The sequence below is a fragment of the Rudaea sp. genome, assembly GCF_036383415.1.
Lineage (GTDB): Bacteria > Pseudomonadota > Gammaproteobacteria > Xanthomonadales > Rhodanobacteraceae > Rudaea.
Genome location: NZ_DASVOK010000378.1, coordinates 1 through 7,580, shown reverse-complemented (window position 1 = coordinate 7,580; position 7,580 = coordinate 1). Strand labels below are relative to the sequence as shown.

The following is a 7,580-nucleotide window of genomic DNA, read 5'->3' as shown; positions in this document are numbered from 1 at the left end:
GGATCTGTACGGCAACAAGTGGGATCTGCTGCAGATGAAGTGAGGTTTGTGATGCCGCGCAGTACCGCCACGGGTGTCGAAGCGTATCTGGCCGAACTGCCGCCCGCGCGGCGCGAGGTCGTCGCGCGCCTGCGCGCGCTGATCCGCGAGAATCTGCCACAAGGTTACGAGGAGACCCTGGCCTGGGGCATGCTGTGTTATGGCATTCCGCTCGCACGCTACCCGCACACCTACAACGGCCAGCCGCTGGGCTATGTCGCGCTGGCTGCGCAGAAGGACAAGTATTCGTTGTATCTGATGGGTGCCTACATGGACCCGGCGCGGGACAAGGCGCTGCGCGAGGCGTTCGCGAAACAAGGACTCAAGCTCGACATGGGCAAGTCCTGCCTGCGCTTCAAGTCGCTCGCCGATCTGCCCCTGCCGGCGCTGGCCCGCTCGATCGCGGGCATGTCGGTCGACGAGTACATCGAGCTGTACGAACGCGTGCGTGCGCAGGCGGCTCCGCCAGTCCGGAAGGTCGCCACGAAGAAGGCGCCGACGGCAAAATCCGCGGCCGCGAAGCCGGCACGCAAGAAATAGCCGCGTGCGCCGGTCTGCTACTCATCCTCCACGGAGATTTGCCATGAAAATCGGTTTTCGTCTTGCCGCCCTCGTCACCGTTGCCGCGATTGCGTTCCAGGTTCATGCCGAAGAAGCCGCGCCGGCCGTCGGCACCGCCGCGCCCACGTTCAAGCTGCAGGACCAGAAGGGCGACTGGCGCACCCTCGACCAGTATCACGGCAAATGGGTCGTGCTGTATTTCTATCCGAAGGACGATACGCCGGGCTGCACGACCGAAGTCTGCACGTTCCGCGACGATGTGCTCAAGCTGCGCAAGGCGGGTGCCGAGGTGCTTGGCGTCAGCCTCGACGATATCAAGTCGCACGCGGCGTTCGCCGAGAAGTACCACGTGCCGTTCCCGCTGCTGTCCGACAACACGCAGGTGACCGCCAAGGCTTATGGTGTGCTCACTTACAGCGAAAAGATGAAGATGAGCTACGCCAAGCGCGAGACCTTCCTCATCGACCCGGCCGGCAAGGTCGCCAAGCACTACGTTGGCGTCGACCCGAAGGAAAATTCCGGCCAGGTGCTCGCCGATCTCGCTGCGCTGAAGAACGGTGCCTGAAAGCAGATGCGGAAGGCGCGCGGTGAATATGTGCGCGGCTTCCGCATCGTTGGGTTGCCTGCAATGAGAGGAGGGTTGCGCCTGCGTGATCAGGCGGCCTGTTGCCGCTTCATGGCGCCCTGCATGTGCTGCTCGAACATCGAGCATTCCTGCTCGGCCTTGTCCTTTTGCCAACCGTAGCGTACTTGCAGCCGGTCGACCAGATACTGATGGTCGCCGTCCGCGCGCGCGAGGTCGGCGGCGGTCAGCTTGCTCCAATTCTCCTGCATCGGACCGCGTAGTCGGGTCCAGTTGGTTTGGATGATGTCTGCGTTCACCATGTTTCTCCGTTGGGGATGGAAAGTACGCCGCTATCCTCTGACCATAGTGGCGCTCGGAGCATGTTACGCAGGCGAAGTGAAGCGCCGATTAGATCGGTGTTAATCCCCGGTTATCGGTTCGCGCGTTCGCCTAAGGTTCATCAACATGACCGAGCGTGATGGAATAAATATACTTGTATAAAAGTATTCTTTCGTGCAGAAATCCGTTTCCCGCAAGGTCGCCAGTTTTCCGCCGCAGGTCGGTGCGGGCTGCCGCGTGCTCGTGCTTGGGACTGTGCCGTCGCTGCGTTCGCTCGAACTGCGCCAGTCCTATGGCCATGCGCAGAATCTGTTCTGGACGTTCATGGGCGAGCTGTTCGATGCGGGCCGCGAGTTGCCCTACGCCGAGCGCATCGCGCGCCTGCACGCGCGAGGTATCGGCATCTGGGACGTCTACCGGCAGGTCGAACGGCCCGGCAGCCTCGACAGCAGCATCGTCAAGGCGAGCGAGGTGCCGAACGCGATTCCGCAGCTGCTCGCGCGTGCGACTACGATCCGCGCGATCGCGCTCAACGGCGGCAAGGCGGCCGAAGGGTTCCGTCGGCACATCGAGCCGAAGCTGGGTGCCGCGTTGCGCGAACGCATCGATGTGCTCGCGCTGCCGTCGACGAGCCCGGCGAATGCATCGATTCCGCGCGCGGCGAAATTCGCGCAATGGCGCGTCTTGCTGGGTTACGCCAAGAGCGGCTGAACGCCGATTAGGAAAAAACAAACGCGTCCTGCGCCAGACTGCAAAGTGTTCACGGAGGCACTGCGCCTCGATTGCGCTGCTGGCATCGTGGTGTCATCGACGCCGGCTAAGTTCCGCATCTTCTTCACTACACGAGGTCGTCCCATGCGTGCATTCTCGGCAAGTGTGCTTTCCGCGGCCGTCAGCCTCGCTGTCGTCTTTTCCGCCCAGGCTGCGGCGCCCGCGACGAACGCCGCGTATGCTGTCGTCAAGCAGTACGATATCGGCGGTCCCGGCGGCTGGGACTACCTGCTCGCCGATCCGCAGTCAGGCCATTTGTTCGTCAGCCGCTTCGACCGTTCCCTCGTCGTGAACCTGGCCGACGGCACGGTCGCCGCAACGATTCCCGGTACCGAAGGCGTACATGGTTTCGCGATCGTGCACGAGCTGGGCCGCGGCTACACGAGCAACGGCCGCGCGGACAACCTGACCGTATTCGATCTCACCACGCTCAAGCCCATCGGCACGATCCCGGCCGGAGGCCACAATCCCGATGCGATCCTTTACGACAAGGCGAGCGCGCATCTGTTCGCGTTCAACGGACGCAGCAAGGACGTCACCGTGATCGATCCGAAGACCGGAAAGCTGGTCGCCACGATTCCGGTCGGCGGCAAGCCGGAATTCGCGGCGACGGACGACAAGGGGCATGTCTTCTTCAATATCGAGGATACGAGCGAGCTGGCGCAGATCGATTCGCGCAATGCGAAGCTCGTGGCGCGCTGGAAGCTGGCCGAATGCGAAGACCCCTCCGGCCTTGCGTTCGACGAGGCGCATCATCGTCTGTTTTCGGTCTGCCAGAACGAGCGCATGGTCGTCACCGACAGCACGAACGGCAAGCGCGTCGCCGAAGTGAAGATCGGCAAGGGACCGGATGCCGCCGCCTACGATGCGCAGCGCGGTCTCGTGTTCAGTTCCAACGGCGAAGACGGCACCTTGACCATCGTCAAGCAGGACGACGCCGATCACTATCGTGTCGCGGCGAATGTGCCCACCGAGGCGAGCGCACGCACGCTCGCGCTCGATCCGCAAAGCCACAACGTCTATCTTGTTGCCGCCAAGTTCGGGCCGAAACCCGAGCCGACCAAGGAGCAGCCGCATCCGCGCGCGCCGGTGCTCGATGGCAGCTTCAAGGTGCTCGTCGTTGCCGACCAGCCGTAAATGCGCAGTGCGGACCACATCCCATCGGCATCGCCGGCGGAGCAAGGATCGGACTCGTGCAGATGTCGTAATCTTTTAAATGGTGCGTAATAAAGTGTAAACGTTTACCGGATAGCTTGTCGGCAGCTGCGGCTGACTGGGGAGTTTGGTCGTGGGCATCCCTTCGCCCTCAGGACTTCTCCCATGTCGTCGACCCTCACCACCGCCTGCGCGGCGGGCGTACTTGCTCTGTTCCTCGTTCCTTCCGGCGTTCTCGCCGCCGACTTGGCCGGTCACGTCGACGCGTCACGCGACAAGCGCGTCGTTGCGGGCGTCACGGTTCGCCTGCGTGAAACCGGCGCGACGACGACGACCGACGACAACGGCAACTACGCCTTCAGCGGCCTCGCGGCCGGAACCTACACGGTCGAATTGCTTGCGGACGGCAAGGTCGGCTCGACGCAGCGGGTCGCGGTCAACAACGGCGTGGCGCGCGCCGATCTGCATCTGGACCAGAACGTCGCGATGCTGGAAAGCGTCAAGGTGCTTGCGCAACGCACGACCACGACGATCGCGCGCGCCGCGCAGGAAGATGCGCCGAACCTGGTCAACCTGACCACGGCGGCGGAAATCCGCAAGCTGCCCGACGTCAACGCTGCGGAAGCGGTGCGCCGCATTCCCGGCATCTCGCTGGAAACCGACACGGGCGAAGGCCGCTTCATCAATATCCGCGGGCTCGATTCCGACTTGAACAGCACGACGTTCGGCGGCCTGCGCCTGCCGCCGTCGAACAACGCCTCGCCGTTCGGCGGCGGTCGCGCCGTGGCGATGGATGCGATCCCGGCCGGCTTCATCGGCGCACTGACCGTGACCAAGACGAACCTGCCCGAACAGGATGCCGAAGCGCTCGGCGGCACGATCGAGATCACGCCGAAAACGGCGCCGCGCGATTCAGCCGCTTTCGCCGAGGGGCACCTCGGTACAGGACGCGAAGACGAACGTGGCACCGGCATCAGCGATTTTTCGGCCACCGTCGGCGGCCGCTTCGGCTTCGGCAGCCACGACGACAAGGCGATTCCGGCCTACGCCGACCGTCCGTTCTCGATCGTCGCGACCGTTGCCTACTACGAGAACAAGCGCAGCATCGACGACGTCGAAGCGGGTTACGTCGACAATCAGCCGACGACTCCCGACAAGGCTTTCGCCGCGTTCGAGCAGCGCTACTACCTCTACCACCGCAAGCGCCACGGCTACGGCCTCGATCTTGGGTACCAGCCCGATGCGGATAGCCAGTACTACATTCGCGGCTTCGACGCGGGTTATACGGAAACCGTGAACCGCCAGCGCCTGATCTACAACTTCGACGGCAACCCGACGGTCGATCCGGCCAACAAGAACGGTCTGATCGACACGACAGCCAACGGCGGTTTCGACAAGACCCTGCGCGACGAGAAAGAGCACATCGACAACAAGGTTTTCGCCATGGGCGGCAAGAACGTCATCGGCGACAACACGCTCGACTACCGCGTCGGCTACACACGCGGTTCGTTCAACAAGCCTTACGACTACAACTCGGATTTCAATTATCCGACGCCCGATGGCGTTGTCACCTACGACAACACGACGGATCCGAACTTCCCGCGCTTCTCGACGGCCGGCGCGACGCCGCTGAATCCGAGCCTGTACAACCTCGCTTCGATCGTCAACAGCACGCAGAACATCCGCGACCACGAATCGTCGTTCAACGTGAACTACAAGATTCCGACGCAGCTCTCCAGCTTCGCGGACGAGAACGTCAAGTTCGGCTTCAATGTCCGCTTGCGCGACCGCACCGCCTCGGGCACGCAGAATTCCTATGCGGACATTCCGTCGATTCCGCTGACCCAGGCCGACTACGGCTCCGGCATCACCTTCTACGACGGTCATTACCAGAACGGGCCGCAGATCGACATGAATGCGATCCGCAAGCTGCTGCAGGGACTGCAGCCGACGGTATCGATCAACAACACCGTCAACAGCCTGTCGCAGTACGCGAAGGACAAGGAAGACGTCTATGCAGCCTACGGCCAATACCAGTTCGGCTTCGACAAGCTGAGCTTCATCGCCGGCGTGCGCGTGGAGAACACGCATGCGAGGTACGACGCGAACGGCGTTTCGACCTCGCAGGACTCCAGCGGCAATACCGTGATCAATTCGGTCGTGCCGGTGTCGTCGACGTCCAGTTATCTGAATTTCTTCCCGAGCGCTCAGGCGCGCTACGAGATTCGCGACGACCTGATCGTGCGCGCCTCGTTCTCGTCGACGATCGCGCGCCCTGGCTTCAATCAGGTCAGCGCGGCAATCAACGTCGATCCCGGTGCGGGGATCGTCACGCAGGGCAACCCGAACCTGAAGCCGATCACCGCGCAAAGCTACGACTTGTCGATCGAAAGCTATCTGAACGACGGCGGCATCGCCTCGTTCGGCCTGTTCGACAAGGAACTGAGCAACTACATCGCCAATCTCGTCACGACCAAGACGTTTCCGAACAATGGTCTGTTCGCCGGCTTCCTCGGCGCCGCGCGTGTATACACTTTCGAGAACATTCCCTCGGCCCGCGCCTGGGGCTTCGAAGCGAACTACGAGCAGCGTTTCAAGCAGCTGCCGGGTGTGCTCGACGGCCTCGGTCTCGGTTTCAATTGGACCTGGGTCGATTCGAATTTCGACATTCGCCCCGGTGAAAGCCAGCCGCTGCCTTCGACTTCGAAGAACACCGTGAACGCGACGGCGTTCTACGAGCGCGATGGCCTCGCGCTGCGTCTGGGCTACTACTACATCTCGCGCAACCTGTTCGGCATCGGCGGCTCGGCGGCGACGGACGTTTATTCCGAACCGCGCACCTCGCTCGATTTCGGCAGTTCCTACAGCTTCACCAAGAACCTGTCGGTCTACTTCAACGCGAAGAACCTCAGCAACACCAAGTTGAAGTTCACCGAAGGCACGTCGAACCGCCCGATCCAGCGCGAGTTCTATGGGCGCACGTACCAGCTAGGCGTTTCGTTCGACTATTGAGTGTCCCCTGCGGGGTGGTCGCGGCGACGGACCGTGACCACCGCACTGGTCGGTCTTAACGCGGCGCGGAGTAAGTTCCCGACCTGTCCAATGACGGGGGTAGCCATGAAAGCGAAGATCACCGGCACGACCATGCCGGTTCTCGAAATCGGTCTCGAAGGCAACGACAAGATCGTCGCCGAGCCGGGCGAGTTCTCGTGGATGACCGACGCGGCGCAGATGCGCACGACCGCATTCACCGCCGGCGCAAAGAGTATCTGGGGCGCGCTCGGCCGCGCATTCTCGGGTGGCGGGTTGTTCATGACCGAGTATTCCGCGCCGGGTGGCCAGGGCGTCATCGCGTTCGCGGCAAAGGTGCCCGGCACGATCCAGCAGATCGACGTGGGCGCCGGCGAATCCTATCTGATCCATCGCCACGGCTTTCTCTGCGCGACCGAAGGCGTTTCGCTCGCGACCGGTTTCCAACGTTCGCTCGGCGCCGGCATCTTCGGCGGCAATGGCTTCGTCATGCAGAAGCTGAGCGGCCCGTGCACGGCCTGGGTCGAGCTCGGCGGCGAGGCCGTCGTCTACGATCTGGCCCCGGGCGAGAGTATAAAAGTACACCCGGGTCATGTCGGCATGATCGCGGGCACGGTCAATTTCGACGTGACCCTGATGCGCGGCTTCGCCAACGCGGTGTTCGGTGGCGACGGGCTTTTCATCGCGCGCCTGACCGGACCCGGCAAGGTCTGGCTGCAGACGCTGACCGTGCCCGGCCTCGCGCATGCGCTGCAGCCCTACATCGGCGCGAGCGAAGCCGTCGAGAACGTCGAGACCGGCATCGCCGGCGGCATTGCCGGCGCGGTGTTGCGCGGCATGTTCAAGAACTGACGTTCGCCGCGTACGCCGCCACTCACACCAGTCTCAGATCGGCGGCCTTGGCATTCGGAAACACCGCGGCCAGTTGCGCGGGTGACAACCCCCACAGGCGCAGGTACATGCCCGCGAGCAGACTGCGGTAGTTGTTGAGCACGGGGTAGTCGCGGTTCTGCAGCAAGGTCGCTTGCTGCACCTTGAGCTGCTCCCCCGCGATGCGGCCGCCGTCGATACCGCCGCCGAGCACCCAGTAGACCGAGCCGTGGCCGTGGTCGGTGCCGCG

At 63.1% G+C, this 7,580-nt stretch carries 8 protein-coding genes; 6 read left to right on the top strand and 2 right to left on the bottom strand.

Going from position 1 to position 7,580, the window contains the following annotated elements:
* The first annotated feature begins 51 nt into the window (after positions 1-51).
* Positions 52-579, top strand: coding sequence for a DUF1801 domain-containing protein (locus tag VF497_RS14010; protein WP_330889755.1), 528 nt, complete (start codon positions 52-54; stop codon positions 577-579).
* A gap of 43 nt (positions 580-622) precedes the next feature.
* Positions 623-1,165, top strand: a complete 543-nt coding sequence (locus VF497_RS14005) for a peroxiredoxin (RefSeq protein WP_330889753.1) — start codon at positions 623-625, stop codon at positions 1,163-1,165.
* Positions 1,166-1,254: 89 nt separating this feature from the next.
* On the opposite strand, the gene VF497_RS14000 is transcribed toward VF497_RS14005, so the two are convergent.
* Positions 1,255-1,482, bottom strand: coding sequence for a CsbD family protein (locus tag VF497_RS14000; RefSeq protein ID WP_330889750.1), 228 nt, complete (start codon positions 1,480-1,482; stop codon positions 1,255-1,257).
* A 196-nt stretch (positions 1,483-1,678) separates the two neighbouring features.
* Here VF497_RS14000 and VF497_RS13995 point away from each other — a divergent pair, with 196 nt between their 5' ends.
* The 4 genes from VF497_RS13995 (at position 1,679) to VF497_RS13980 (ending at position 7,312) form a co-directional block, all read left to right on the top strand.
* Positions 1,679-2,215: a DNA-deoxyinosine glycosylase gene (locus VF497_RS13995; RefSeq protein ID WP_330889748.1), complete on the top strand. Its 537-nt coding sequence runs from the start codon at positions 1,679-1,681 to the stop codon at positions 2,213-2,215.
* Between the two features lie 144 nt (positions 2,216-2,359).
* Positions 2,360-3,412: a beta-propeller fold lactonase family protein gene (locus VF497_RS13990; RefSeq protein ID WP_330889746.1), complete on the top strand. Its 1,053-nt coding sequence runs from the start codon at positions 2,360-2,362 to the stop codon at positions 3,410-3,412.
* A 183-nt stretch (positions 3,413-3,595) separates the two neighbouring features.
* The gene (locus VF497_RS13985; protein ID WP_330889744.1) at positions 3,596-6,442 is read left to right on the top strand and encodes a TonB-dependent receptor; all 2,847 of its coding nucleotides are present in this window, start codon (positions 3,596-3,598) and stop codon (positions 6,440-6,442) included.
* 105 nt (positions 6,443-6,547) lie between these two features.
* Positions 6,548-7,312 carry an AIM24 family protein gene (locus VF497_RS13980; protein ID WP_330889742.1) on the top strand — a complete coding sequence of 255 codons (765 nt, stop codon included), beginning with the start codon at positions 6,548-6,550 and terminating at the stop codon, positions 7,310-7,312.
* A 22-nt stretch (positions 7,313-7,334) separates the two neighbouring features.
* Here VF497_RS13980 and VF497_RS13975 read toward each other — a convergent pair.
* A partial coding sequence (locus VF497_RS13975; protein WP_330889740.1) for a DUF1501 domain-containing protein occupies positions 7,335-7,580 on the bottom strand: 246 nt, incomplete at its 5' end.

Bases quoted from the DNA above. Each gene is read 5' to 3' on its own strand.
- VF497_RS13985 (WP_330889744.1), top strand. From the start codon at position 3,596: ATGTCGTCGACCCTCACCACCGCCTGCGCGGCGGGCGTACTTGCTCTG.
- VF497_RS13980 (WP_330889742.1), top strand. From the start codon at position 6,548: ATGAAAGCGAAGATCACCGGCACGACCATGCCGGTTCTCGAAATCGGT.
- VF497_RS14010 (WP_330889755.1), top strand. From the start codon at position 52: ATGCCGCGCAGTACCGCCACGGGTGTCGAAGCGTATCTGGCCGAACTG.
- VF497_RS14005 (WP_330889753.1), top strand. From the start codon at position 623: ATGAAAATCGGTTTTCGTCTTGCCGCCCTCGTCACCGTTGCCGCGATT.
- VF497_RS13990 (WP_330889746.1), top strand. From the start codon at position 2,360: ATGCGTGCATTCTCGGCAAGTGTGCTTTCCGCGGCCGTCAGCCTCGCT.